Origin of the sequence: Pseudomonas sp. EZ-C24, from assembly GCF_014525325.1 — a bacterium.
Lineage (GTDB): Bacteria > Pseudomonadota > Gammaproteobacteria > Pseudomonadales > Pseudomonadaceae > Aquipseudomonas > Aquipseudomonas shirazensis.
On record NZ_JACDIU010000034.1, the window covers coordinates 1 to 24,772 of the forward strand.

Here is a 24,772-nt window from a genome sequence, read left to right on the forward strand (position 1 = left end):
CGTTCAACTTCAAACACTTGACTCGCTTGCGATCTCTCGTAGCGGGAGGCGAATTCTACAGCGTTACAACCTGCTGTCAACTGCCTTTTTCACCGCTGACGATCTTTCGATCGAAGCCCTTGCAGCATCTCTGAAACTTCTAACTCATTGAATCTCAAGGAGTTTTCCGTTCCAACTACGCTGGAAGTGGGGCGCATTATAAGGGCTCACAGGAATGCGTCAAGCACTAATTCAACACGTTGCAATATTCTTGTAACAGAGGTGATGAACAGCGCACGCCACCCACAGAAGCATGCTCAGTCTTAAAGGACGCCCGCCGCGCGCAGCTGCCGCACTGCCTGTTCATCCAACCCAAGCAGCTCGCTCAGCACAGCCTCGGTGTGTTCCCCTAATAGAGGCGGCGCCTGGCGATACTCCACCGGCGTCTCGGACAGCCGAATCGGGCTAGCCACCTGCGGCACGCTACCTGCGAGTGGATGTGGGATACTCAGCGCCAGCCCTCGGGCCAGCACCTGCGGGTCCTGGAACATCTGCGCCAGGTCATTGATCGGCCCACACGGCACCCCGGCCAACTCCAATTGCGCAACCCACTCGGCCGTCGTCTTGAACACCGTCGCCTGACGGATCAGCGGAATCAGCTCAGCGCGATTGGCAACGCGCTGCTTGTTGGTGGCAAAGCGTGGATCGTCCGCCCACTGCGGCTGACCAGCTACCTCGGCAAACTTGCGGAACTGCCCGTCATTACCCACGGTGAGAATGAAATCGCCATCGGCAGTAGGGAAGTCCTGATACGGCACTATATTAGGGTGCGCATTACCCAGGCGCCGCGGTGCATTGCCGGTGGTGAGGTAATTCATCGCCTGATTGGCCAGGCAGGCAACCTGCACATCCAGCAGGGCCATATCTATATGCTGGCCGACGCCAGCCTGATCGCGATGGGCGAGGGCGGCCAGAATCGCTACGGTGGAATACAACCCGGTAAGAATATCCGTCAGCGCTACGCCAACCTTGACCGGCCCCGCACCCGCTTCCCCTTCGGGCCGGCCGGTCAGGCTCATCAGCCCGCCCAGCCCCTGAATCATGAAATCGTAGCCAGCACGCTTGGCATAAGGCCCGGTTTGGCCAAAGCCTGTGATCGAGCAATAGATAAGCCTAGGGTTGACCGCCTTCAAGCTTGCGTAGTCCAGGCCATAGGCCGCCAGCCCACCGACCTTGAAGTTCTCGATGACGATATCCGACCGGGCCGCCAGCTCACGCACCAGGCGCTGGCCCTCCGGCTGAGTGAAGTCGATGGTCACCGAACGCTTGTTACGGTTCGCCGACAGGTAATAAGCAGCCTCGCTGGTGTTCTCGCCATAGGCGTCCTTGAGGAAAGGCGGCCCCCAGGCGCGAGTATCGTCACCCGCACCTGGCCGCTCGACCTTGATCACGTCGGCGCCAAGGTCAGCGAGGATCTGCCCGGACCATGGCCCGGCCAGTACACGTGAAAGGTCCAGCACCCGCAGATGGGAAAGCGCACCCATGGCCCGGCTCCTCTATTAATAGAACGCCTGGATACCGGTCTGGGCGCGGCCAAGAATCAGCGCATGGATGTCATGGGTGCCTTCATAGGTGTTGACCACCTCAAGGTTGACCAGGTGACGCGCCACGCCGAACTCATCGGAAATGCCATTGCCACCGAGCATGTCCCTGGCCAGTCGCGCGACCTCCAAGGCCTTGCCGCAAGAGTTACGCTTCATGATCGAGGTGATCTCGACGGCTGCGGTGCCTTCGTCCTTCATCCGCCCAAGGCGCAGGCAGCCTTGCAGGCCCAGGGTAATTTCAGTCTGCATATCAGCCAGCTTTTTCTGGATCAACTGGTTGGCTGCCAGCGGGCGGCCAAATTGCTGGCGGTCGAGGGTGTACTGACGTGCGGTGTGCCAGCAGCTTTCGGCTGCGCCCAACGCGCCCCAGGAGATGCCGTAGCGGGCCGAGTTGAGGCAGGTGAACGGGCCCTTCAGGCCGCGCACCTCTGGGAAGATGTTTTCTTCAGGGACAAACACGCTGTCCATGACGATCTCGCCGGTAATCGAGGCGCGCAGGCCAACCTTGCCGTGAATCGCCGGTGCACTCAGGCCTTTCCAGCCCTTTTCCAGAATAAAGCCACGGATATCACCGGCGTCATCCTTGGCCCAGACCACGAATACATCAGCGATCGGGCTATTGGTGATCCACATCTTGCTGCCGCTCAGGCTGTAACCGCCCTCGACCTTGCGCGCACGGGTGATCATCGCCCCCGGATCAGAACCATGGTTAGGCTCGGTCAGGCCAAAGCAACCGATCCATTCGCCACTGGACAACTTGGGCAGGTATTTCTGCTTTTGCGCTTCGCTGCCAAATTCGTTGATCGGCACCATCACCAGCGACGACTGCACGCTCATCATCGACCTGTAGCCGGAGTCGATGCGCTCGACCTCGCGGGCAATCAAGCCATAGCACACGTAGTTCAAGCCGCTGCCACCGTACTGCTCTGGGATGGTCGCGCCGAGCAGGCCGACTTCACCCATTTCACGGAAAATCTTCGGGTCGGTCTGCTCATGGCGAAACGCCTCGACCACGCGCGGCGCCAGCTTGTCCTGGGCGAACTGATAAGCGCTGTCGCGGACCATGCGCTCCTCTTCAGTGAGCTGCTGATCGAGCAGCAACGGGTCGATCCAGTTGAAGCTAGCTTTACCGGCCATGAACGTAATCCTCGAATAGGGGGCAGGGCAGTAGGGTCATGGAATGATCCTAGGCCCGATCATCAGCCACGACAAACGACTATTACGCACCTACTAGTGATATTTCGTCACTCCGTATATCTTCAGCATTCGTAATTGCTGCACATATAAGTGAGGTTGACGTACATGCGGCGTAAGATCCCCAGCACGACTGCCCTGATCTGCTTCGAGGCAGCAGCTCGCCACGAGAGCTACACCAAAGCCGCCCTTGAGCTGGCCCTGACCCAAGGCGCCGTGTGTCGCCAGATCGCTGCGCTGGAGGCGTTTCTCAACGTCGAGCTGTTTCGCCGCTCCAGGCGCGGGGTGCAATTGACCGAGGCCGGCTTGTCTTACAGCCGTCAGGTCAGCACTCAGTTGGATGCTGTCGAGCGCGACACCTTGTCGGTGATGCGCCAGCAGGGCGCCAATGTGATCGAGCTGGCGGTGGTCCCGACCTTCGGCACCCAATGGTTGCTGCCGAGGTTGAAGGACTTTCAACAGCGTCATCCCGAGGTGACCGTCAACCTGACCAACCGCACCCGGCCGTTCCTGTTCGCCGACACCGCATTCGACGCAGCGATCTATTTCGGCGATGGCGACTGGTCAGGCACCGAGTCGCACCGACTGATGAGCGAGAACCCATTGCCGGTCTGCAGCCCCTCACTGCTGCAGGGCCAGCTGGAACTGAGCGCTAAGCAGATCGCCGAGCTGCCTTTACTGCAGCAGACCACCAGACCCTACGCCTGGCGGCAATGGTTCAGCAGCCTGGAACTGAACATCGAGCGCGACATGACCGGTCCGCGCTATGAGCTGTTTTCGATGCTGGCTCAGGCGGCCATGCATGACATGGGCATCGCCCTGATTCCCCCATTCCTCATTCAACAAGAGCTGCAGCAGGGCAGGCTGGTGGTCGCTAACAGGCATGCGCTGTCCAGCACCAAGGCCTACTATCTGATGATTCCCGAGCGCAAGGTCGCTTCAGCTTCACTGCGCGCGTTCCGAGATTGGCTGGCAGAGCAAGCCCGTATTTACGTAGAGACGCACGGCACAAAGCAGACAAGCTGACTCTGTAGTCAAATATTTTAAATACCTACAGATATACTGTTATGTCGCATATATGAAAACTGTAATGCTGGCTCTCTAAATCGTTATAAACCCAGTAAATACGGGGCTTTCAGCGTCTTTTACGACCTCGAGCATGCTAGCTGCGAAATCACCAAAAAATAATTCGTTTTATCGTCTAATCTGCCAAAAGCCCGTACTAGAGCGCTCTTGGCCGGCTACTTGCGACATACGGTCACAGGGTGACTTGTAGTTATGCATCGGTATCACTCCAGAATCGGTTGATGGCCGCTGTGTTCCTCTGCAAAATGCTTCGCCCGCCCGGGATTCGGCGGGTTCGAGCCTTATGGCTGCGTCGCTGGCGTTGCGGTGTTGACCGTGCGCCTGCTGGCTTAAATAACGATAAGAAGGTCCGCAGGAGAAAAGTCGTGCACATTGGTGTTCCTCTCGAGACGCAGACGGGCGAAACGCGGGTCGCTGCGACCCCCGATACCCTCAAGAAGCTGGTTGGCCAAGGCCATCAGGTCACCGTCCAACGGGGGGCCGGGCTTAACGCCAGCATTCCGGACAGTGCCTATGAAGCCGCAGGCGCCACCCTTGGCAGCGCTGCCGATGCCTTTGGCGCGCAACTGGTGCTCAAGGTCGTTGCGCCGTCTGATCAGGAGCTGGCCCTGATCAATCGCGGCAGCCTGCTGGTAGGCATGCTCAACCCCTTCAACAGCGAACTGATCGGCAAGATGGCCGAATGCGGGATTACCGCCTTCGCCCTCGAAGCGGCGCCGCGTACTTCGCGGGCGCAGAGCCTCGACGTACTGTCGTCGCAGGCCAACATTGCCGGTTACAAGGCGGTGCTGTTGGCAGCCCATCATTACCCGCGCTTCATGCCGATGCTGATGACGGCGGCGGGTACGGTGAAAGCCGCCCGCGTGCTGATTCTCGGCGCCGGTGTCGCCGGGCTGCAGGCGATCGCTACTGCCAAGCGTCTGGGCGCGGTGATCGAGGCGTCGGATGTGCGTCCGGCAGTCAAGGAGCAGATCGAATCGCTTGGCGCCAAGTTTCTCGATGTGCCGTTCGAAACCGATGAAGAGCGCGAATGCGCTCAAGGCGTCGGCGGCTATGCGCGACCAATGCCGGCCAGCTGGATGCAGCGTCAGGCACAAGCCGTGCACGAACGCGCCAAGCAGGCCGACATCGTCATCACGACCGCATTGATCCCGGGCCGCAAGGCTCCCACCCTGCTCAGCGCCGAAACCGTGGCGCAGATGAAGCCCGGCTCGGTGGTTATCGACCTGGCTGCAGCGCAAGGCGGCAACTGCCCGCTGACCGTGGCCGACCAGGTCGTGCTGGAGCATGGCGTGACCATCGTCGGCCCGACCAACCTGCCTGCCCAGGTCGCGGCCGATGCTTCGGCGCTGTACGCACGCAACCTGCTGGACTTCATGAAGCTGCTGTTCGACAAGGACGGTGCGCTGGTGATCAACCTCGAAGATGACATTGTTGCTGCGTGCCTGATGTGCCGCGACGGCAATGTCATCCGCAACAACGGTTAAGGAGCACAGCTATGGAAGACATGTTGATTTCCCACGGCATCTACAACCTGATCATCTTCGTGCTGGCCATCTACATCGGTTACCACGTGGTCTGGAACGTGACCCCGGCACTGCACACACCGCTGATGGCGGTGACCAACGCGATCTCGGCGATCGTCATTGTCGGCGCCATGCTCGCTGCCGCCCTGACCGTGACCCCAGCAGGCAAGATCATGGGCACCCTGGCCGTGGCCCTGGCCGCGGTCAACGTCTTTGGTGGCTTCCTGGTCACCCGGCGCATGCTCGAGATGTTCAAGAAGAAAACCAAGAACGAGGCGCAGAAGTAAGCATGAGCATGAATCTGGTAACGCTTCTCTACCTCGTCGCTTCGGTCTGCTTCATTCAGGCATTGAAGGGCTTGTCACACCCGACCACATCACGCCGCGGCAACCTGTTCGGCATGATCGGCATGGGCATCGCCATGCTCACCACGGTGGGCCTGATCTACAAGCTCGGTGCCGAGTTGGCCACTGCCGGTATCGGCTATGTGCTGCTGGGTCTGCTGATCGGCGGCACTGCCGGCTCGATCATGGCCAAGCGCGTCGAGATGACCAAGATGCCTGAGCTGGTCGCCTTCATGCACAGCATGATCGGCCTGGCGGCGGTGTTCATCGCCATCACCGCCGTGCTTGAACCGCAATCGATGGGCATCGTTGCTGCGATCACTGATCCGATCCCGACCGGCAACCGCCTGGAGCTGTTCCTCGGCGCTGCCATCGGTGCGGTGACGTTCTCCGGCTCGGTAATCGCCTTCGGCAAGCTTTCGGGCAAGTACAAGTTCCGCCTGTTTCAGGGTGCACCGGTACAGTTCGCCGGCCAGCACAAACTCAACCTGATCCTGGGCCTTACTACTATTGCCCTCGGCCTGCTGTTCACCTTCACCGGCCACTACAGCGCGTTCACCCTGATGCTGATTCTGGCGTTCATCATGGGCGTGCTGATCATCATCCCTATCGGCGGTGCCGACATGCCGGTGGTGGTATCGATGCTCAACAGCTACTCAGGCTGGGCCGCGGCCGGTATCGGCTTCTCGCTGAACAACTCGATGCTGATCATCGCCGGTTCGCTGGTCGGTTCGAGCGGGGCGATTCTCTCGTACATCATGTGCAAGGCGATGAACCGTTCGTTCTTCAACGTAATCCTTGGCGGCTTTGGCGGCGCAACAGACAGCGGCGCAGCAGCCGGCAGTCAGGAGCAACGCCCGGTCAAATCCGGTTCCGCTGATGATGCGACGTTCCTGCTGAGCAATGCCGACACCGTGATCATCGTGCCGGGCTACGGCCTGGCGGTGGCCCGCGCGCAGCATGCGCTCAAGGAGTTGACCGAGAAACTTATCCACAACGGCGTGACCGTCAAATATGCGATCCACCCGGTGGCAGGGCGCATGCCTGGGCACATGAACGTGCTCCTGGCCGAAGCCGAAGTGCCTTACGACCAAGTGTTCGAGATGGAAGACATCAACGCCGAGTTCGGCCAGGCCGATGTGGTGCTGGTGCTGGGCGCCAACGACGTGGTCAACCCGGCGGCGAAGAACGATCCCAAGTCGCCCATCGCCGGCATGCCGATCCTTGAGGCATACAAAGCCAAGACCGTCATCGTCAATAAACGCTCGATGGCCAGCGGTTATGCCGGTCTGGACAACGAGCTGTTCTATCTGGACAAGACCATGATGGTGTTCGGCGATGCCAAGAAGGTCATCGAAGACATGGTCAAAGCCGTCGACTAAGCCGCTGCTATATAGATAGTCAAAAACCCCCGGAGCTGTATGACCGGGGGTTTTTGCATTTGCCTGATCCAGATCAACGGCGCGGCGCCGAGGCCGCTCATACGACCATGGTCGTGGGACGGAGCAGGGCGAAATCACTAGACTGCGCATCTAGCTTGAGTAGCCTGAGATAACAATCCATGTACCGTGATCGTATCCGCTTGTCCTCCCTGCACAGCAAGGTAATGAGTGCGGCCGATGCCGCTGCCCTGATCGAGGACGGCATGACCGTCGGCATGAGCGGCTTTACCCGCGCCGGCGAAGCCAAGGCCGTGCCGCACGCACTTGCCGAGCGCGCGAAAACCTCGCCGCTGAAAATCACGCTGATGACCGGCGCCAGCCTGGGCAACGACCTCGACAAGCAGCTGACCGAAGCCGGCGTACTCGCCCGGCGCATGCCGTTTCAGGTCGACAGCACACTGCGCAAGGCGATCAACCAAGGCATGGTGATGTTCATCGACCAGCACCTGTCGGAAACCGTCGAGCAACTGCGTAACAAACAGCTGCCGCTGCCGGACATTGCCGTCATCGAAGCGGTCGCGATCACCGAACAGGGCCACATCGTGCCGACCACCTCGGTGGGCAACTCGGCCAGCTTCGCCATTTTCGCCAAACGGGTGATCGTCGAGATCAACCTGTCGCACAACCCCAACCTTGAGGGTTTGCATGACATCTATATCCCAAGCTACCGGCCGACCCGCACGCCAATCCCGCTGACCAAGGTCGACGACCGTATCGGCAGCCCGGCGATTGCCATCGACCCGGCCAAGATCGTCGGCATCGTCATCAGCAATCAGCCCGACTCGCCGTCTACTGTGCTGGCTCCGGATGACGAGACCCAGGGCATCGCCAACCACCTGATCAACTTCCTCAAGAGTGAAGTCGAAGCAGGGCGCATGACCAACAAGCTTGGCCCGCTGCAGGCTGGCATCGGCAACATCGCCAACGCGGTAATGTGCGGCCTGATCGACTCGCCGTTCGAAGAACTGACCATGTACTCCGAAGTACTCCAGGATTCGACCTTCGACCTGATCGACGCCGGCAAACTGAGCTTCGCGTCAGGCAGCTCGATCACCCTGTCGAGCCGACGCAACGCCGATGTGTTCGGCAACCTCGAGCGCTACAAGGACAAACTGGTCCTGCGCCCGCAGGAGATCTCCAACCACCCTGAAGTGGTGCGGCGTCTGGGCATCATCGGCATCAACACAGCGCTCGAATTCGACATTTATGGCAACGTCAACTCGACCCATGTCTGCGGCACGCGGATGATGAACGGCATTGGTGGCTCGGGTGACTTCGCCCGCAACGCGCACCTGGCGATCTTTGTCACCAAGTCGATCGCCAAAGCGGGCGCGATCTCCAGCGTAGTGCCGATGGTCAGCCACGTCGACCATACCGAGCACGACGTCGACATCCTCGTCACCGAGCAGGGCTTGGCCGACTTGCGTGGCCTGGCCCCGCGCGAGCGGGCTCGGGTGATCATCGACAACTGTGTCCATCCCGATTACCGGGCGGCGCTGAACGATTACTTCGAGCGCGCCTGCCAGCGCGGCGGACACACGCCGCACATTTTGCGCGAAGCGCTGAGCTGGCATGAAAACCTGGAAGAAACCGGGCGCATGCTGGTCGGCTGACTGCAAATGAGTAGGCTGGTTTGACCTCCTACGAAGCCGCGTCGTGTACTTTTTGCCTCAGGCAGAAGGTGCTCGACGCGGCTTTGTGCTGCCTGAGTGCTTGGCAAGCAAACGCAACAAAACAGTTTGAATGCTTTAACTTAATTAAACTGTACTACTGTACCGGTAAATACTGACCCAATCGGCAAGTCAGGCAGTCCAACAGCCATAAATGCACCATAATGATGCGCACCAGTACAGTTTCGCCAATTAACAGTGCAACAGTCGTGTTATGCAGTTAACTGAACCCGCCCAATACAAGTGAACTGTACCTACTGTTATGGACACAAGAGGAGGATCATTGGCATCAGTTAAATCACTACCTAATGCCGCCACAAGCGGAAGGAAGACATATCATGGAACGCACCCTCAGTTCCGGTCTGGTTTTTGAAAGCAACAGCCAATCCAACACCTCGCTGCCTCTGCGCGCTTTGTCCACTCTGCTCCTGTGGCAGCGTCGCATCGCCAGCCGCCGTCAACTTGCTCGCCTGGATGGTCGCCTTCTGGCTGACGCCGGTATCAGCGAGTCGCAGCGTTACGAAGAGCTGAGCAAGCCGTTCTGGCGCTAAGCTCCGGCTTGCCGGCCCAGGCCGGCACCGAGAATTCCTGAAACCCGTCATAGGCAACTGTGACGGGTTTTTTGTTTTTACGGCTGATACATGACTCCATATCTCCGCAACCAGTACAATTTAATGAATTGCGGTTTATACCAGTACAGTTTGCACCTATGCTGCGTCACATCCAGAAACAGCAACGCGTGATACGCTTGCGATAACGGCCGGTGAAATAAAGTACCGTTACAGGCCGAGTGAGCGTCCGATAACCACAAGCACACCGCCCTTATCTGCAGGAGTCATCGCCATGTCCCGTAACCACTTGCTGGGCGCCGCCCTGTTGCTGACCCTGACTGGCACAGCCAATGCCACCAGCTTCATCGTCACCACCGATGCCGTAGTCGGCGCCGTTGCTGCCACTACCGATGCCACCTCCGACGTGACCTCGTCATTCCGTGACGACAAGATCGTCAAGGCTGCGCGCGACGATGCCGCCAGCTTTGTTGGCAGCGAAGGTGTGATTCGTGGCGCCAAGCTGGAAAGCGCTTTCCGTCACATCCGCCAGCAGGCGCCAACCCTGCAGGCCAGTGATGCCCAACTGGCGCAGGCGATCCTCGCCCTGTAACACCGCCCTGCGGCACACCCGGGTGCACTGGCTCTGCGCCGTGTATTCGGGTTAGCCTTCGCCCTCCGAGTTCAAGCCTGCCAAACCCATGCGTTATCTTTCGCCATTGCTGATTGCCCTCGCCGGGATGGGCAGCGCCCATGCCATGGATGTCTCGACCCAGAGCCTGGTTGTCACTGGCTACGTCACCAGCAAGGTGACCAGCGCACCATTCGATCGCAAGCTGATGGTGCAGGCCCGTGATGATGCCGCAGCCTTTGTTGCCAGCGACGGTCTGATCCGTGGTGTACGCCTGCAGGCGGCACTGCGCACCTTGCGCCATCATGCTGGCTATCAATCTGCTGACGACCTTGAACTGGCAGAAGCAATTCTCGTCCAATGATTCAATTCGACTCCCTGTATTAGTTTGGAGATGCTCCATGCGTAAATCGCTGATCGCCGCTTCCCTCGGCATGCTGCTCCTGGCCGACCTGGCCCATGCACAGACTCTGGTGGCTACCAGCAATATCATCGTCCGCGCCTTTGGCCGCTCGATCGATTTCACTTCTGATACCACCACTTCGATCCGCGACTCGAAGATCGTTCAGGATGCCCACGACGACGCCGCCAGCTTCGTTGCCAGCCGCGGTGATATTCGCGGTGCACAGCTTGAAGCGGCACTCAATACCATTCGCCAGCGTGTGCCTGAAGCACGCGACGCCAGCGATCAGGTGCTCGCCGAAGCTATTCTCGCGCTGTGAAGCGTATGCGTGCCTGGCTGCTGGGCAGCGTCCTGACGCTGCTGGGCGCGCCCGCGCTGGCCGACCTGCAGCTCGATCTGCAGGCTGACGGGCTTGACCAGCAACAACAGCAAGCCACCCAGGCGCTGCTTGATGAAGCGCTGGCAAAGCTGCCGCCGCGGTTCAAGCAACAGCTGGATCGGCGCGTGCAGGTCAGCTGGAGCGAGCACATGCCCGCCGACGCTTATGGCCAGGCCTCGCTGGTGTCCACGCTTGATCTGAACAGGCGCTTGCTGCCCGCGCTTGCCGATGGCAGTGCGGCCACCCAGGCCACCGGCCGGCCGCACGGCACGGTACGCCAGGAGCTGCTGGCCACCGTCCTCCACGAACTCACCCATATCTATGACCGCGCCCGCCTGTGGCCCAGCGCCGATCGCCTGCTGATCAACCGCTGCAAGCGCCAACAGGACACGCTGGGCAAGATCGGCCTGCCAGAGGAATGCCGCGGCGAAGGCGAACGACGCTTCACCCTCAGCGATGACCCACGCCTGCTCGACCTGGCCGGCTGGCCGCAGTATGTCGGCCGCCGCGGCGAGCGTGAACAGCACAACAACCAGTTGGTGCGCAGCCCTGACAGTTATGAGCTGAGCAGCCCGAAGGAATACGTGGCGGTCAATATGGAGTACTTCCTCCTGGACCCAAGCTACGGCTGCCGCCGGCCGGCCCTCAATCAGTACCTGCGCGAGCACTTTGGCTGGGCGCCGCAACAGAACGAATGCGCGAAAACCCTGCCATTCATCAATGCCGGCAATGACTTCGCCCGCCAGCCGTTGGGGGAAATCGACCCCGAGCGGGTTTACGAAATCGACTACCTGCTGGCCGAGGCCAACCAGAACCTGGTCAGCCGCTGGGGCCACAGCATGCTGCGCCTGGTGATCTGCGCACCGGGCCGGCCACGTGGCCCGGATTGCCGGCTGGATCTGGACCAGAGCCTGGTGCTGTCGTACCGCGCCTTCGTCAACGATGTGCAGCTGTCCAGTTGGTCTGGCCTGGTCGGCGCTTATCCGTCACGCCTGTTCGTTCTGCCGCTGAACCAGGTGATCGACGAGTACACCAAGACCGAACTGCGCAGCCTTGCCTCGGTGCCGCTCAAACTCAGCCGCGCTGAAGTCGAAAACGTCGTGCGTCAGGCGGCAGAGATGCACTGGAGCTATGACGGCAACTACTGGTTCCTGTCCAACAACTGCGCAGTCGAAGGACTCAAATTGCTGCGCAGCGGCAGCGCCAACCCGCGCCTGAAAGACCTCGACAACATCATGCCCAACGGCTTGCTCGAGGTGCTCAAAGGCCGCGGCCTGGCCGATACCAGTGTGCTTGAGGACCGCCGCGAGGCCCTGCGCCTGGGCTATCGCTTCGACTCCTACCGCGACCGCTACCAGGCCATGTTCGACGTGCTCAGAAAGCAGTTGCCGGTCAAGCAGGTCGAAGTTGAAGACTGGCTGGCGCAAGATGCCGAACAGCGCCAGCCATGGTTCCAGCGGGCCGATCTGCGCACCAGCGCGGCATTGCTGCTGCTCGAACAAGCGGCGCTGCGCCGGCAGTTGCTGCTGGCCCAGGACGAGGTCAAGCAGCGCTACCTGAATTCCACCGCGCTGAAGGACGGCACGGTCGACAAGGCCAACGCCACCTTGCAGCAGATGCTGGCCAACAGCGGCTTCCTCAGCCGCCCGGCAGAGCTGCTGGGCACCGATGGCTACGGCTTGCCGCAACCCGACGAGCGCAAACAGCTGGAGCAGGTCAGTCGTGAGCGGCAGGCGCAGTTGTTGCGCCTGAGCACCGACCTCGATACCGAAGTCCGCGCCTTGCTCGACCCGGCGCGCGGCAAGGAGATCAAAGCGGTGGAAGCCAACGTCAAGCAGATCGGTGAGCACCTGCGCGCCCTGCACAAAGCAGCTGGCGGCTTGCAACTGCCCTGAACAGAAGCCGCCGTTACCAGCAACGGCGGCTTACAGCGCTTCTTCGGCTTCTTCCGGCAACTGTTCATCCAGATGCAGCCAGGCTACCCGGCTGCTGGTCCAGATATGCCGATTGGCCTGGACTCGCTCTGGCTGATCCAGGGTTGCCACGGTCACATCGATACTCTGCGGGCTGTGCTCAGTGCTCAGGGCCACATGCGCGCCACAGTCGCCACAAAAAAACCGACTGCAACTGGCAGGCGCCACATACAGCCGCGGCCGCCCCTTGAGCCAGCGAAAGTCGCGCCTGGGCAGGGTGATCCAGGTCACCACCAGGCCACCGCTGACGCGCCGGCAGATCGAGCAATGGCAATGCGCAACATCGTTCAGATCGCCCGCCAGGCGATACCTGATGGCGCCGCAATGGCAGCCGCCCTCGACAAACTCAGACATGATTACCTCTCGTCACCTTGGCGCCAGCGAAAGCTGGCTGAAAGCTTGCGCTCATAGGATAGCCCCCACTACCGGCACAAGACCGGTCAGCCAGGGTACCCGGACCAGTCCGCACCCGGCCCAATCAACAACAACAATGGTGATTCTGATGTCTTCCTGTGTCCGCCTCTTCGCAATACCCCTCCGGCTATTCCAAGCACAGCGCCCCACGCGCTGATCCGCCCGAAGCATTTTTTTTAATTCGTCGCGCCACGCCTGGAGTACTGCCATGCTGACCTTCCTCGGCTTTGCCATGGTCATCACCTTCATGTACCTGATCATGACCAAGCGCCTCTCGGCCTTGATCGCGCTGATCCTGGTACCGATCCTGTTCGCCCTGTTCGGTGGCTTCTCCTCCGAAATCGGCCCGATGATGCTGCAAGGCATCACCAAGCTCGCGCCAACCGGCGTGATGCTGATGTTCGCCATTCTTTACTTCGCCCTGATGATCGACTCCGGCCTGTTCGACCCGGCTGTGCGGCTGATCCTCAAGGCGGTCAAGGGTGACCCGCTGAAAGTCTCGGTCGGCACCGCAGTGCTGGCCCTGGTGGTCTCGCTCGACGGCGACGGTGCAACCACCTACATGATCTGCTGCGCCGCCATGCTGCCGCTGTACAGCCGCCTGGGCATGAGCCCGCGGATCATGGCCGGCCTGATCATCCTCGCGGGCGGGGTCATGAACATGACGCCATGGGGCGGGCCGACCGCTCGCGCTGCTAGTGCCCTGCATGTAGACCCGTCCGACATCTTCGTACCGATGATCCCGGCCATGGCCTTCGGCGTGGTGGCGATCCTGGTCATCGCCTACATGTACGGCAAGCGTGAGCGGGCTCGCCTGGGTGAACTGCACCTGCCGACCGACGACATCGACCACAGCGCTATCAGTGTGTCGCAGTTCCCTGAAGCACGCCGGCCGAAGCTGATCTGGTTCAACGGTGCCCTCACCTTGGCCCTGATGGTCGCGCTGATCGCTGGCCTGCTGCCACTGCCGGTGCTGTTCATGGTTGCCTTCAGCATCGCCATGATCGTCAACTACCCATGCCTGCAACAGCAGAAGGACCGCATTGCGGCCCACGCCGGCAGCGTGCTGGCAGTGACCGGGCTGATTTTCGCCGCGGGTATCTTCACCGGCATCCTGTCCGGCACCGGCATGGTCGACGCCATGTCGAAAAGCCTGCTGGCAGTCATCCCGGACGCACTCGGCCCGTACCTGGCTGTGATCACCGCCCTTGTCAGCATGCCGTTCACCTTCTTCATGTCCAACGATGCCTTCTACTACGGTGTGCTGCCGGTGTTGGCCGAAGCGGCCAGCCACTACGGCATCACCCCGGTGGAAATGGCCCGCGCGTCGATCGTCGGCCAGCCGGTGCATCTGCTCAGCCCGCTGGTACCCTCGACCTACCTGCTGGTCGCGCTGGCCGGCATCGAGTTCGGCGATCATCAGCGCTTCACGCTCAAGTGGGCAGTGCTGGTGTGCATGTGCATAATGCTCGGCGCACTGCTGCTGGGGACTTTCCCGCTGTTCAGCAGTCTCTAATTCATAAGCCCCATCGCGCTGCGTCCCTATCGGGCGCAGCGCCTTTTTACGTTTGAAGGAATACATATGGAATGGCTGACCAGCCCAGAAATCTGGGTTGCCTTTTTGACCCTGACGGCACTTGAGATCGTCCTCGGTATCGACAACATCATCATGATCTCGATCCTGGTCAGCCGCATGCCCAAGCACATGCAGCCGCGTACCCGGATCTTCGGCCTGGCCCTGGCCATGGTCACGCGGATCCTGCTGTTGCTGTCGATCACCTGGGTAATGCGCCTTACCGCCGACCTGTTCGAAGTGTTCGGCCAGGGCATCTCCGGGCGCGACCTGATTCTGTTCTTCGGTGGCCTGTTCCTGCTGTGGAAGAGCTCGCAAGAGATCTACCACGGCCTGGAAGGTGAAGACGAGAGCAGCGACGGCCCGAAAGGCGCTGGTGGCAAGTTCCTCTACACCATCATCCAGATCGCCATTATCGACATCGTGTTCTCGCTGGACTCGGTGATCACTGCAGTCGGCATGGTCTCGCACGTACCGGTGATGATCGCCGCGATCGTCGTGGCGGTGCTGGTGATGATGCTCTGCGCTGGTGCTATCAGTAACTTCATCGACAAGCACCCATCGCTGAAGATGCTTGCGCTTTCGTTCCTGATCGTCGTCGGTACCGTGCTGATCGCCGAATCTTTCGATGTGCATGTGCCGAAGGGCTATGTCTACTTCGCCATGGCGTTCTCGCTGGCGGTAGAAGCCATCAACATCCGTATGCGTACTGCCCGTGCACGCAAGGAAGGCGCCGAGCCTGATGCGGTGAAGCTGCGTAAGGACGTGCCTGGTCAGTAAGCCTGGCAGTTGCAGATAAAGGCCCTTCGGGGCCTTTTTTGTGGGCGGCGCCCCGGCGCTCCTGCACCAGTGAAATGTTTCAAATAGGTTTCAGCCATGCCAAGCTGGCAGCAGACGCACAAAACGACTAAAGCTTGAGTGAGCACTGGGACAACCACCCAGCCCCGGGCCAGGCTCACGGCTTCATTTTTTGGCCCCGTCTTGGGGCAATTGCAACGGGGGCCTTGCCTATGCTGACTCTGCTCAATCTGCTCTCGGCGGTCGCGCTGCTGGTGTGGGGCACGCACATCGTGCGCACCGGCATTCTGCGGGTGTATGGCTCAAACCTGCGCCGGGTGATCAGCCAGAACATGAGCAAACGCCCGCTGGCGTTTCTCGCCGGCATCGTCGTCACAGCCATGGTCCAGAGCAGCAACGCCACTGCCATGCTGGTGACCTCGTTCGTCGGCCAAGGCCTGATGGCGATGACCCCGGCGCTGGCAATCATGCTCGGGGCCGACGTCGGCACCGCGCTGATGGCCAGGGTGCTGACCTTCGACCTGTCGTGGCTGTCGCCCCTGCTGCTGTTCATTGGGGTGATTTTCTTCCTCTCGCGCAAGCAGACTCGCCTCGGCCAGATGGGCAGGGTAGCGATTGGCCTTGGCCTGATCATCCTGGCCCTGCAACTGATCGTGCAGGCGGCCACGCCCATCACCCAGGCACAAGGGGTCAAGGTGCTGTTCGCCTCGCTGACCGGGGATATCCTTCTCGACGCCCTGGTCGGCGCCCTGTTCGCGATGATTTCCTACTCGAGCCTGGCGGCTGTGCTGCTCACCGCAACCCTGGCCGGCTCGGACCTGATCAGCCTGCCGGTGGCCATCGGCCTGGTGATCGGCGCCAACATCGGCAGCGGTCTGCTGGCCTTTCTGACCACCAGCATGCAGAACTCGGCAGGCCGCCGGGTGGCACTGGGTAGCCTGCTGTACAAACTGATCGGCCTGCTGCTGATGATCCCGGTGCTGCACCCGCTGGTCGACTGGATGGACACCCTCAAGCTCAGCCCGCAGGAACTGGTGATCGGCTTCCACCTGCTCTACAACACGCTGCGCTGCGTGCTCATGCTGCCGACCGTGACGCCGATGGCGCGGCTGTGCAACTTCCTCCTGCCGGAGCGCGAAAGCAGCAACGGCCAGATCCGCCCGCGCCATCTCGACCCGTCCGCGTTGCAAACGCCAAGCCTGGCGCTGGCCAACGCCGCCCGCGAAACCCTGCGCCTGGGCGACATCGTCGAGAGCCTGCTCGAGGCCATGCTCGCCGCCTTGCGCGGCACTCAGACCGCATTGCCGCAGCAGGTCCGCGCCTACACTGAAGACGTCGACGCCCTGTACAGCGCGATCAAGCTGTACCTGGCGCAGATGGACCGCGAGGACCTCAGCGCCCAGGACAACCGGCGCTGGGCCGAGATCATCGAGATCTCGGTCAACCTGAAGATGGCCAGCGACCTGGTCGAGCGCATGCTGCGCAAGGTCCAGCAGCAAAAGACCTCACAGCGCCGCGAGTTCTCCCAGGTCGGCCTGGAAGAGCTGACCGGCCTGCAGGAACAACTGCTGGCCAACCTGCGCCTGGGCCTGTCGGTGTTTCTCAGCGCCGACCCGGAAAGCGCGCAATTGCTCCTCCGTGAGAAGCGCCGCTTCCGCGCCCAGGAACGGCGCCTGGCCCACGCCCATGTCAGCCGTTTGCAACGCAAAGTGGTGCAGAGTATCGAGACCAGTTCACTGCATCTGGAGCTGATCGCCGACATGAAGCGGTTGAACTCTTTGTTCTGCAGCAGTGCCTATGTGGTACTGGGCGGCTCGGACACCGGCGGGCTTATGCTCGACAGCGTGCCGGACGAAGCCCGCCAGCCCTGACCTGCACCATCTGGAGACCCCTGCTCGCCTATGCGTAGCCTGATGTTGATTTGCCTGCTGATCTGCAGCCTGCCGACCCTGGCCCTCGACCGCTCCAAGGTCGAAGGCTACCTGTTGCCCAACGGCCTGCAGGTCATCCTCAAATCCGGCTACGAGCGCGACCATGTCGCGATCCGCCTGATCGTCGGGGTCGGCCTCGATGACTTCGAGTGCGACCAGCGTGAGCTGCCGCACCTGCTCGAGCACCTGCTGTTCAGCGGCATCGATGAAACCGGCGAGGGCGGCCTGGAAGAACGCATGCAGGCACTGGGCGGCGAATGGAATGCCTACACCAGCAGCGCCGACACCACTTTCGTTATCGAGGCCCCGGCGCGCAACCAGCGCAAGGTGCTCGACCTGCTGCTGGCGGCCGTTCGCGATACCAAAATCGATGCCAAGGCCCTGGCCACTGCCAAGCAGATCATCGAGCGTGAAGACGGCGGCCACTACGGCCACCTGCAACGTTGGCTCGACCGCCAGGACATCGGCCATCGCGCCAGTGACCAATTGGCAGTCGAGCTGGGGCTGAAATGCCCGGCGCGCTCCAACCTCGACGACATGACTCTTGAGCAAGTGCAGGCCCTGCGCGACCACTGGTACGCAGCCAACAACATGACCCTGATCGTGGTCGGCGGCCTTGACCGCTTGCTGCCGGCCTATCTCGAACGCAGCTACGGCGAGCTGCCGGCGACCGAGCCCGGCGAGCGGCGTAACCTCGACAGCATCAGCCAACAGGCCGAGCAGCGCCGCGACCTGACACGCGGCTGGCTGGGCGACAGCGTCAAACTGCACTGGCTGTTCATCGAGCCGGTGCTGGACAGCGGCCACGAGCAGACCCTCGACCTGGTTTCGCGTTACCTGGAGTGGGCAGTCTACGACCAGCTACGCCTGCGCCACGGCCTGTCCTACGGGCCTTCGGTGCAGCGTGAAAGCTTCGGCGACAGCGGCATGCTCAGCCTCAACGCCGACCTCGAGCGCGAAGACCTCAACGCAGCGATCAAGGTGTTGCAGGAGCTGTTCGAGCACCTGCGCAAAAACGGCCTCGACGCGGATACCTTTGCCCGCATCAAGGAAGCCGCCATCGCCCGCGAGAGCTGGAACAGCCAGGGCAACAGCGCCTTGGCCGACTATTACTGGGGCGCTTTGAACAACTACACCGACGGCCGCTTCAGCGACCCGATCCGCGCATTGCGCCAGGTCAGCCTGAAACAGGCCGACGCCGCTTTGCAGGAGTTACTCAAGGAGCCGGGGTACGTGCGCATCGAGCAGCCGCTGCTTGGCTATGACGAGCTGTACGGCCTGGTGGCTTTGCTGCTCGGTGTGATTCTCGCCCTGGGCCTGCTGCGCCGTCGCCGTCACACACCGAGCAAGCCCAGCGGCGCTACACGCCAGCGCTGATTCAGCGGTATCCTGTGCAGAGCCATCGCGGGGCCGCCGCGATGGTGGCCCCCATACTCTTTCTGTAGCCCGTCCATGCCGCCCATCCCGCATATCGTCCAGCGCATCATCGAACTGCTCAAACGCTACCCAGGCGTGATTGCGCTGGGCGGCTTCCTGTCCGGGATCGGCAGCTTCATCCTGGTCGACCGCCAGGCCGGGCTGGCGAGTTGGGTGGCGATCCTGCTGTTGGTCAGCTGGATATGGCTGATGCTGGAGAACACCCTGACTGGTTTGTTCGCCCGCACCTTCAAGCGGGAGATCCCGCAGCCGCTACTGCGCTACGCCACGCAGATGATCCACCAGGAGAGCCTGTTCTTCGTCCTGCCATTCTTTTTCATCACCACCACCTGGAACAGCGGCCAGTTGATCTTTACCGGCCTGCTCGGCGCCGCTGGGGTGATCTCGATCGTCGACCCGCTTTACTACCGCTGGCTGGCGCCGCGGCGTTGGCTGTTCATGGCCTTGCATACCTTGACCCTGTTTGCCGCGCTGCTGACGGCGCTGCCGATCATCCTTCACCTGACCACCGCGCAGAGCTTCAAGCTGGCGCTGATCGCGGCCATGGCGCTGTCGTTCCCAAGCCTGGCCAGCAGCTTCCCGATCACCAACTGGCGCCGCGGCGTCGCGCTGGTACTGGTGACGCTGTCGGTGGGTGCCGGCGGCTGGCTGCTGCGCTCCTGGGTGCCGCCCGCCACCCTGTGGCTGACCGAAGTGGCGGTGAGCACCGAAGTGATCAACCGCCAGCCGGGTGATTCGCTGGATGAGATCCCGGTCAACCAGATTCGCGGCGCGGGGCTGTATGCATACACCGCGATCAACGCACCGCGCGGGCTCAACGAGCGGATCTATCACGTCTGGCAGTTGAACGGTAAAGAGGTCGACCGGATCGCCCTGGATATTCATGGCGGGCGCAAGGAAGGCTACCGCGCCTGGACCCACAAGCAGAACTTCCCGCCCAACCCGGTGGGCCGCTGGCAAGTCCGCGTGCTGACCGAGGACGGCCAGGTTATCGGCGTGCTGCGCTTCAAGGTGGTCGACGCTGCTGCGGCCCCAGCCAGCTGAGCAGATCGCCATTGCCCGGCAGCGCCCGCACTGCGCTATGATCGGTGCCTTCCTCGCGCACTGTCAGAAGCATGGAGCCCATGACTACACCGAGCGCCACTCTGGACACCAGCAGCCAACCGCCGTGCCTGCGTATCAGCGGTGACTGGACCCTGGCCCACTACGCCCAGCTCAAGCGCGACAGCGAGCGCCTGCGCAGTCAATACAGCAGTGACACCCGCGCCGACCTCAGCCAGCTCGGCCGCCTCGACACTGCCGGCGCCTCGCTGCTGGCCGAACTGCTCGGCAGCGAGCGGCTGTCGCGCTGCACCGATGACCTCGGCGCGGCCAACCGGGCCCTGCTGAAGACGGTCTACCACTCGGTGCAGGACTACTGCATCCCGCTCAAGCAAGCCGAACGGCCGGTGCTGCTGATGCTGCTCGAGCGCATCGGCTGCTCGGTCAACAAGCTGTGGGGCGACACCCTGCAACTGCTCGGCTTCATTGGCCTGATCATCCAGACCCTGCTGTTGCGTGCGCTGCAGCCACACCGCTGGCGGCTCACACCGGTCGTTGCTCATATCGAGCAGACTGGCCTCAATGCCGCGCCGATCATCGCTTTGCTGACCTTTCTGGTCGGCGCAGTGGTGGCCTTTCTCGGCGCCACGGTGCTCGCCGCATTTGGTGCGACCATCTTCACCGTCGACCTGGTGGCGTTCTCGTTTCTGCGTGAGTTTGGCGTGCTGCTGACTGCCATTCTCATGGCCGGGCGCACTGCCAGCGCCTTTACTGCGCAGATCGGCTCGATGAAGGCCAACGAAGAGATCGACGCCATCCGCACCCTCGGCCTCAACCCGATCGAACTGCTGGTAGTGCCGCGAGTACTGGCATTGCTGATCACGCTGCCGCTGCTGACCTTTGTCGCGATGATCTGCGGCATCGTCGGAGGCGGCGTGGTCTGTGCGCTGTCGCTGGATATCTCGCCAGCCATGTTCCTTTCCCTGCTGCAGACCGATATCGGTGTGCAGCACCTGCTGGTAGGCCTGGCCAAGGCGCCGTTCTTTGCCTTTCTGATTGCCGCGATCGGTTGCCTGGAAGGCTTCAAGGTCAGCGGCAGTGCCGAGTCGGTAGGCGCCCACACCACCTCGGCGGTGGTCCAGTCGATCTTCGTGGTGATCGTGCTGGATGCCGTTGCAGCGCTGTTCTTCATGGAGATGGGCTGGTGAGTGCAGCAACCCAGGCAGTGATCCAGGCGCGCGGGCTGTGCAACCGCTTTGGCAGCCAGAGCGTGCACGAGAATCTCGACCTCGATCTGTACAAAGGCGAGATCCTCGCGGTAGTCGGCGGTTCGGGCAGCGGCAAGTCGGTGCTGCTGCGCAGCATCGTTGGCCTGCGCCAGCCCGACGAGGGTCAGGTCAAGGTGTTCGGCCAGGACCTGGCCACTCTCGACAACGAACAGCGCTCGCAGGTCGAGCGGCGCTTTGGCGTACTGTTCCAGAAGGGCGCGTTGTTCTCGTCGCTGACCATTACCGAAAACGTTGCCCTGCCACTGATCGAACACGCTGGCCTGTCGCGCACTGATGCCGAGCATCTGGCCGGGGTCAAGCTGGCCCTGGCAGGGCTGCCGATTTCCGCTGCCGACAAGTACCCCGCATCGCTGTCGGGCGGGATGATCAAGCGCGCGGCGCTGGCGCGGGCATTGGCGCTGGACCCGGACATCCTGTTTCTGGATGAACCCACCGCCGGGCTCGACCCGATCGGTGCGGCGGCCTTCGACCAGTTGATCCTGACCCTGCGTGATGCGTTGGGTTTGAGCGTGTTCCTGATCACCCATGACCTGGATACGCTGTACACCATTACCGACCGCATCGCCGTGCTGTCGCAGAAAAAGGTGCTGGTAGCCGGCCCCTTGGCCGAGGTCGAACTTACCGACGACCCCTGGATCCACGATTACTTTCACGGCCCACGCGGGCGCGCAGCGGCTCAAGCTGCCAGCCGTGTCGGGCAGGAGCGCTGAAGCATGGAAACCCGAGCTCATCATGTGTTGATCGGTCTGGTCACCGTTCTGGTCGTGGCTGGCGCCTTGTTGTTCGGCTTGTGGCTGACCAAGTCCAGCGTCGACTCGACCTTCAAGGACTATCAGGTGGTATTCAACGAGGCGGTCTCCGGTCTGTCGCGCGGCAGCCCGGTGCAGTACAACGGCATCAAGGTCGGTGACGTCACCACCCTGCGCCTGGACCCGCAAGACCCACGTCGGGTGCTGGCACGCATCCGCCTCAGCGCCGACACGCCGGTCAAGCAGGACACCCAGGCCAAGCTGACCCTGGCCGGGGTTACCGGCAACGCCTTCATCCAGCTCAGCGGCGGCACCCCACAAAGCCCAGAACTGAAAGGCAAGGACGGCCAATTGCCGGTGATCGTTGCCTCGCCATCGCCGATCTCGCGCCTGCTCAACGACAGCAGCGACGTGGTCGGCAACATCAACCTGTTGTTGCACAACGCCAATCAGTTGCTCTCCGACGACAACGTCAGCCGCCTCAGCAACACCTTGGCCAACCTTGAGCAGACCACCGGCGCTTTCGCCAGCCAAAAAGGCAGTATCAGCGACGCCATCGCCCAGCTGGCTGCAGTCGGCAAACAGGCCAACGCCACCCTGGCCGAGACCCAGGCGCTGATGCGCAACGCCAACGGCTTGCTCGGCACCCAGGGCAAGCAAGCCTTCGGCAGCGCCGAGCAGGCCATGAACGCCCTGGCCGAGAGCACCGCGACCATCAACGACCTGCTCAAGAACAACCGCGAAGCCATCGACGACGGTGCCCAGGGCTTGAACCAGCTGACCCCGGCGATCCGCGAACTGCGCGAAACCCTCAATGCCCTCAAAGGCATCTCGCGCCGCCTCGAAGCCGACCCCAGCGGCTACCTGCTGGGCCGCGACAATGACAAGGAGTTCCAGCCATGACCCCGCTGCGCCTGATCGCCCTGCTGGCCACGCTGAGCCTGGCCAGCGCCTGCTCGATCCTGCCGCAAAGCCCGCCGGTGGATATCTACCGCCTGCCGGTCAAGCAGCCCACCAGCAGCAACGCGCCGCTGACCTGGTCACTGCGGGTGAACAAGCCACTGGCCAGCGAGGCGCTCGCCGGGCAACGCATTGCGGTGATCGCCCAGGGCGACGTGATCAGTGGCTACAAAGGCGCCCGCTGGAGCGACCCGGTGCCGTTGCTGGTACGCAATCGGCTGCTCGATGGCTTCCAGCGGGATGGCCGGGTACAGCGCCTGAGCGCTGACGACAGCAATCTGCAAGCCGATTACGAGCTGGCCGGCGAGTTGCTGGCGTTCAACAGCGAATACCGCGAGGGCAGGGTAGAGGTGGTGATCAGCTACGATGCGCGCCTGGTGCAGGGCCGCAGCCAGCGCATCGTCGCCAGCCGGCGCTTTGAAGTGCGCCAGCCGCTAAGTGCTACTCAGGTGCCTGCGGTGGTCACCGGCCTTGGTGCCGCCAGCGACCAACTGATGAGCCAGCTGGTCGACTGGACACTGGCTCAGGTCGCTCAGGCTCAGGCGAAGAACCAGTAGCAGACGCAGATCGCCGCGATCACCCCGGACAGCTCGGCCAGCAGCGCGCAGCCCACTGCATGGCGCACGCGCTGGATGCCGACCGCGCCGAAGTACACCGCCAGCACATAGAAGGTCGTCTCGGTGCTGCCCTGGATGGTTGCCGCAACCAATGCCGGGAAGCTGTCGACGCCCTGGCTTTGCATGGTTTCGATCATCATGGCCCGCGCGGCGCTGCCAGAGAACGGCTTGACCAGCGCAGTGGGCAGGCCATCGACGAAGCGCGTGTCCAGGCCCACCCACTCGACCAGGTGGCGAATCCCGTCCAATGCCAACTCCAGCGCCCCAGACGCGCGCAGCACGCCCACCGCGCAGAGCATGGCGACCAGATACGGCAGCAGGCTCTTGGCGACGTCAAAGCCTTCCTTGGCGCCTTCGATGAAGGTTTCGTACACCTTGACCCGGCGCAGGGCGCCAACCACCAGGAACGACATGATGATGCCGAACAGGGTCAGGTTGCCCAGGATCGACGAAAGGCCTGCCAGCGCAGTCGCCGACAGCGTGCCCAGAAACGCCATGAAGCCGCCCAGCAGCAGCGCGCCAGGGATCAGATAGGCGAGCACCACCGGATCCCACAAGCGCAGCCGCTGCATCACCGCGACCGACAGCAGCCCGACCAGGGTCGAGACGCTGGTGGCCAGCAGGATCGGCAGGAACACCATGGTCGGGTCAGGTGCGCCTTGCTGGGCGCGGAACATGAAGATGGTCACCGGCAGCAGGGTCAGCGACGAGGCGTTGAGCACCAGAAACAGGATCTGCGCATTGCTCGCCGTGGTGCTGCTCGGGTTGAGCTCCTGCAGTGCGCGCATCGCCTTCAGGCCGATCGGCGTCGCCGCGTTGTCCAGGCCCAGGCCATTGGCGGCGAAGTTCATGGTGATCAAGCCCAGCGCAGGGTGACCGCGGGGCACCTCCGGCATCAGCCGGGCGAACAGCGGGCCGAGCATCTTCGCCAGCCACTCGACAATGCCGGCCTGTTCGGCAATCTTGAGAAAGCCCAGCCACAGGGTCAGGGTACCGAATAAAAGGACCATGACTTCGACCGACAGCTTGGCCATGGCAAAGATGCTCTCGACCATCGCGGCGAAGATCCCGGCGTTGCCGCCGACCAGCCACTGCGCCATGGCGGAGATGGCCGCGACCAGGAAAAAGCTGAGCCAAAGGCCGTTTAGCATCCGCGTGTTCCCCCGAAAAATGCCACGCATGAT

23 protein-coding genes are annotated in these 24,772 nt (G+C 62.0%); 19 read left to right on the plus strand and 4 right to left on the minus strand.

What is annotated here, in order from left to right; all coding sequences use genetic code 11:
* Positions 1 to 302: 302 nt before the first annotated feature.
* Both IDM28_RS22175 and IDM28_RS22180 read right to left on the minus strand, forming a co-directional pair.
* A complete protein-coding gene (locus tag IDM28_RS22175; RefSeq protein WP_150573236.1) occupies positions 303 to 1,523 on the minus strand; it encodes a CaiB/BaiF CoA transferase family protein in 1,221 nt (406 codons plus the stop codon).
* A gap of 15 nt (positions 1,524 to 1,538) precedes the next feature.
* Entirely contained in the window at positions 1,539 to 2,720 is a 1,182-nt protein-coding gene (locus IDM28_RS22180; RefSeq protein WP_101322669.1) for an acyl-CoA dehydrogenase, read from the minus strand.
* A 165-nt stretch (positions 2,721 to 2,885) separates the two neighbouring features.
* Between IDM28_RS22180 and IDM28_RS22185 the strand changes: the two genes are divergently transcribed.
* The 10 genes from IDM28_RS22185 (at position 2,886) to IDM28_RS22230 (ending at position 12,701) form a co-directional block, all read left to right on the plus strand.
* Positions 2,886 to 3,803, plus strand: coding sequence for a LysR family transcriptional regulator (locus tag IDM28_RS22185; RefSeq protein ID WP_181088428.1), 918 nt, complete (start codon positions 2,886 to 2,888; stop codon positions 3,801 to 3,803).
* Positions 3,804 to 4,228: 425 nt separating this feature from the next.
* The gene (locus tag IDM28_RS22190; protein WP_101322671.1) at positions 4,229 to 5,350 is read left to right on the plus strand and encodes a Re/Si-specific NAD(P)(+) transhydrogenase subunit alpha; all 1,122 of its coding nucleotides are present in this window, start codon (positions 4,229 to 4,231) and stop codon (positions 5,348 to 5,350) included.
* An 11-nt stretch (positions 5,351 to 5,361) separates the two neighbouring features.
* Positions 5,362 to 5,676, plus strand: coding sequence for an NAD(P) transhydrogenase subunit alpha (locus tag IDM28_RS22195; RefSeq protein ID WP_101322672.1), 315 nt, complete (start codon positions 5,362 to 5,364; stop codon positions 5,674 to 5,676).
* A gap of 2 nt (positions 5,677 to 5,678) precedes the next feature.
* The gene (locus IDM28_RS22200) at positions 5,679 to 7,115 is read left to right on the plus strand and encodes an NAD(P)(+) transhydrogenase (Re/Si-specific) subunit beta (protein ID WP_101322673.1); all 1,437 of its coding nucleotides are present in this window, start codon (positions 5,679 to 5,681) and stop codon (positions 7,113 to 7,115) included.
* 179 nt (positions 7,116 to 7,294) lie between these two features.
* On the plus strand, positions 7,295 to 8,788 hold the full coding sequence (locus IDM28_RS22205; protein ID WP_101322674.1) for an acetyl-CoA hydrolase/transferase family protein: 1,494 nt from the start codon (positions 7,295 to 7,297) through the stop codon (positions 8,786 to 8,788).
* 395 nt (positions 8,789 to 9,183) lie between these two features.
* Positions 9,184 to 9,396, plus strand: a complete 213-nt coding sequence (locus IDM28_RS22210; protein WP_101322675.1) for a DUF1127 domain-containing protein — start codon at positions 9,184 to 9,186, stop codon at positions 9,394 to 9,396.
* A gap of 292 nt (positions 9,397 to 9,688) precedes the next feature.
* Complete coding sequence (locus tag IDM28_RS22215) at positions 9,689 to 10,006, plus strand: DUF2388 domain-containing protein (protein ID WP_101322676.1); 318 nt, start codon at positions 9,689 to 9,691, stop codon at positions 10,004 to 10,006.
* Between the two features lie 88 nt (positions 10,007 to 10,094).
* A complete protein-coding gene (locus tag IDM28_RS22220) occupies positions 10,095 to 10,388 on the plus strand; it encodes a DUF2388 domain-containing protein (RefSeq protein ID WP_188036898.1) in 294 nt (97 codons plus the stop codon).
* 37 nt (positions 10,389 to 10,425) lie between these two features.
* A complete protein-coding gene (locus IDM28_RS22225) occupies positions 10,426 to 10,746 on the plus strand; it encodes a DUF2388 domain-containing protein (RefSeq protein WP_101322678.1) in 321 nt (106 codons plus the stop codon).
* Positions 10,743 to 12,701, plus strand: coding sequence for a DUF4105 domain-containing protein (locus IDM28_RS22230; RefSeq protein ID WP_101322679.1), 1,959 nt, complete (start codon positions 10,743 to 10,745; stop codon positions 12,699 to 12,701). Before IDM28_RS22225 ends, IDM28_RS22230 begins: the two co-directional genes overlap by 4 nt.
* Positions 12,702 to 12,731: 30 nt before the next feature.
* On the opposite strand, the gene IDM28_RS22235 is transcribed toward IDM28_RS22230, so the two are convergent.
* A complete protein-coding gene (locus IDM28_RS22235; RefSeq protein WP_150570243.1) occupies positions 12,732 to 13,133 on the minus strand; it encodes a GFA family protein in 402 nt (133 codons plus the stop codon).
* 268 nt (positions 13,134 to 13,401) lie between these two features.
* Between IDM28_RS22235 and IDM28_RS22240 the strand changes: the two genes are divergently transcribed.
* From IDM28_RS22240 to IDM28_RS22280, 9 genes are all read left to right on the plus strand, one after another.
* Positions 13,402 to 14,709, plus strand: coding sequence for a CitMHS family transporter (locus IDM28_RS22240; protein ID WP_101322682.1), 1,308 nt, complete (start codon positions 13,402 to 13,404; stop codon positions 14,707 to 14,709).
* A gap of 66 nt (positions 14,710 to 14,775) precedes the next feature.
* Entirely contained in the window at positions 14,776 to 15,546 is a 771-nt protein-coding gene (locus IDM28_RS22245) for a TerC family protein (RefSeq protein ID WP_101322683.1), read from the plus strand.
* Positions 15,547 to 15,776: 230 nt separating this feature from the next.
* On the plus strand, positions 15,777 to 17,435 hold the full coding sequence (locus tag IDM28_RS22250; protein ID WP_150570244.1) for a Na/Pi cotransporter family protein: 1,659 nt from the start codon (positions 15,777 to 15,779) through the stop codon (positions 17,433 to 17,435).
* A 30-nt stretch (positions 17,436 to 17,465) separates the two neighbouring features.
* On the plus strand, positions 17,466 to 18,872 hold the full coding sequence (locus IDM28_RS22255) for a M16 family metallopeptidase (protein WP_188036899.1): 1,407 nt from the start codon (positions 17,466 to 17,468) through the stop codon (positions 18,870 to 18,872).
* A 75-nt stretch (positions 18,873 to 18,947) separates the two neighbouring features.
* A complete protein-coding gene (locus IDM28_RS22260; protein WP_101322686.1) occupies positions 18,948 to 19,976 on the plus strand; it encodes a DUF5924 family protein in 1,029 nt (342 codons plus the stop codon).
* A gap of 71 nt (positions 19,977 to 20,047) precedes the next feature.
* The gene (locus IDM28_RS22265) at positions 20,048 to 21,181 is read left to right on the plus strand and encodes an ABC transporter permease (RefSeq protein WP_101322687.1); all 1,134 of its coding nucleotides are present in this window, start codon (positions 20,048 to 20,050) and stop codon (positions 21,179 to 21,181) included.
* The gene (locus IDM28_RS22270; protein ID WP_101322688.1) at positions 21,178 to 21,972 is read left to right on the plus strand and encodes an ABC transporter ATP-binding protein; all 795 of its coding nucleotides are present in this window, start codon (positions 21,178 to 21,180) and stop codon (positions 21,970 to 21,972) included. Before IDM28_RS22265 ends, IDM28_RS22270 begins: the two co-directional genes overlap by 4 nt.
* A 3-nt stretch (positions 21,973 to 21,975) precedes the next feature.
* A complete protein-coding gene (locus IDM28_RS22275) occupies positions 21,976 to 22,914 on the plus strand; it encodes an MlaD family protein (protein ID WP_188036900.1) in 939 nt (312 codons plus the stop codon).
* Positions 22,911 to 23,528 carry an ABC-type transport auxiliary lipoprotein family protein gene (locus IDM28_RS22280; protein WP_150570247.1) on the plus strand — a complete coding sequence of 206 codons (618 nt, stop codon included), beginning with the start codon at positions 22,911 to 22,913 and terminating at the stop codon, positions 23,526 to 23,528. The genes IDM28_RS22275 and IDM28_RS22280 overlap by 4 nt, the downstream gene beginning before the upstream one ends.
* Here the strand turns inward: IDM28_RS22280 and IDM28_RS22285 are convergent.
* Complete coding sequence (locus tag IDM28_RS22285) at positions 23,510 to 24,739, minus strand: nucleoside recognition domain-containing protein (protein ID WP_101322691.1); 1,230 nt, start codon at positions 24,737 to 24,739, stop codon at positions 23,510 to 23,512. The genes IDM28_RS22280 and IDM28_RS22285 overlap by 19 nt on opposite strands.
* Positions 24,740 to 24,772 lie beyond the last annotated feature (33 nt).